The organism is Streptomyces sp. NPDC059142, from assembly GCF_042755665.1.
Taxonomy (GTDB): Bacteria; Actinomycetota; Actinomycetes; order Streptomycetales; family Streptomycetaceae; genus Streptomyces.
The window spans coordinates 1-2128 of record NZ_JBHZDA010000211.1 but is presented as its reverse complement, the minus strand read 5'-3'; the positions used below and the strand labels follow the sequence as shown (position 1 = coordinate 2128).

The 2128-nt window shown below is 75.0% G+C and carries 1 protein-coding gene; it reads left to right on the top strand.

The features are described from left to right. Positions 1–278 precede the first annotated feature (278 nt). On the top strand, positions 279–2024 hold the full coding sequence (locus tag ACFXPK_RS32795; RefSeq protein ID WP_385080803.1) for a lytic murein transglycosylase: 1746 nt from the start codon (positions 279–281) through the stop codon (positions 2022–2024). Positions 2025–2128: the final 104 nt, after the last annotated feature.

Genomic DNA, 2128 nt, shown 5'->3' with positions numbered 1-2128 from the left:
GCCGCGCGCCCCGGGGGGCCCCCCGAAAGGGCGTTCCCGCGGCGGGCGGCGGGGTCGCGCGCATCAGGGACGCAAGGGGGACGGGAGCGCGCGCGGGGGCGGAAGAGGAGAGGGAACAACCACGGCCGGCGACCGTACGGACAACCGGGGGACGCCCAGGTGGCGAACTGGTGAAAACGGCCGACCGACCGGTGTGCTGGGGCCAGGAGTTGACATAGGGTCGCCTGAGTCCTCGCGCGGGGAGCGCGAACAGCCGTCCACGGGGAGGGGCCCGACCCATGCCAGCGCTATTCGGCAGCAGACTGCGCAGAGGCGCGACCACCACCGCCGTGGCCGCCGCCGCGATCGCGGCCCTCTCCGCGTCCCAGGCGCCCGGCGCCATCCCCGCCGACCCCGGCACCAGCGGAAGCCGGGCCGCCGACGCGACGCCGTCCCCGGACACCGCGGTCACCGGCAACTCCCCGTACTACACCGAGCTTCCGCCCCTCACCACCCCGGACAAGCCCGGCACCTCGATAGACCTGCCGGCCACGGGCGCGGCGGAGGCGGGCATACCGGCCACGGTCCTCGCCGCGTACAAGCGGGCCGAGCAGACCCTCACCGAGGACAAGCCCGGCTGCAACCTGCCGTGGCAGCTCCTCGCCGCCATCGGCAAGGTCGAGTCGGGCCAGGCGCGCGGCGGCCAGGTCGACGCCGACGGCACCACCACCGCGCCGATCCTCGGCCCGGTCCTCAACGGCGTCGGCTTCGCCAACATCTCCGACACCGACAACGGCCTCTACGACGGCGACACCACGCACGACCGCGCCGTCGGCCCCATGCAGTTCATCCCGTCCACCTGGGCGACCTGGGGCCAGGACGGCAACGGTGACGGCCGCAAGGACCCCAACAACATCTACGACGCGGCGCTCGCGGCGGCGTACTACCTGTGCGCGGGCGACCGCGATCTCTCCGTGGAGGACGACCTCCACCGGGCGATCCTCGGCTACAACCAGTCGCGGGAGTACCTGAACACGGTCCTGACCTGGTTCCGCTACTACAAGAACGGGACGCACGAGGTCCCGGACGGCCAGGGCGTGCTGCCCGTCGGCAGCGGTCCCGGCAGCCCCTCCACCGCCCAGCCGAGTCCCCTTCCGACGCAGGTCCCGACGACGCCCGGCACCAGTCCCAAGCCGGCCACGTCGAAGCCGGGCAAGCCGGTCACCCCCCACACGCCCTCCGACACGCCGTCGAAGCCCCCGACGACCGGGCCCGGCACCGAGAGCCCCAAGCCGACCCCGCCCGGCGGCGGCACCAGCCCCACCCCCGGCGACAGCGGGACCCCCGGCACGCCCGACCCCGAGCCCGTCGTCAAGACGCTGGTGCGGACCGGCACGGCCGAGGCCACCGCCGTGGCGGGCGGCCGGTTCACCGAGGGCGCCTCGGTGCGCGCCACGGACGCCTCCGGCAAGCCCGTCGCCGAGGTGCCCGTACGGTTCGAGATCGTCGGGGACACCGACGCCCGCTTCCCGCTCGGCACCACCAGGCTGACCGTCGTCACCGGCAAGGACGGCCGGGCGGTCGCCCCCGCCGTCCGCGCGGGCGAGCGGACCGGCACGTTCACCGTCCGCGCCACCGTCCTCGACAACAAGGACGTCGCGGGCGTCGACTACACGGCGACCGTGACGGCACGTCAGGCCGACACGCTGGCCAGGACCGCCGACACGGCGCTGACGGCCGCGCCCGGCGCCGAGTTCGCCGACCGGGTCGAGGTCGGGGCGACCTACCAGGGCGCCGCCGCCCCGGGCGTCGCCGCGACCGCCGCCTTCGTCACCTCCGCGACCGACGAGACGGTCCCCGCCGACAGCCCCTACTTCAAGGACGCCGACGGCAACCCGCTGCGCACCCTGACGGAGCTGACGACCGACGCCGACGGTGTCCTCCAGCTCCCGAAGATCTACGCGGGCGACACGGCGGGCACGTTCCTGCTCCGTGTCACGACCGAGGGCGGCGCCACCCTCGTCGTCGAGCTGACGGTCGCCTGAACCTGACGCTCGCCTGAACCACCGCACGGATCCGGGCCGGTGGGCGGGGAAAACCCCCCCCACCCCCCCCCCCCGCACCCCCCCCCCCCCAACCACGCGCGCCA

Coding starts and splice junctions, on each gene's coding strand:
- ACFXPK_RS32795 (WP_385080803.1), top strand. CDS start 279: ATGCCAGCGCTATTCGGCAGCAGACTGCGCAGAGGCGCGACCACCACC.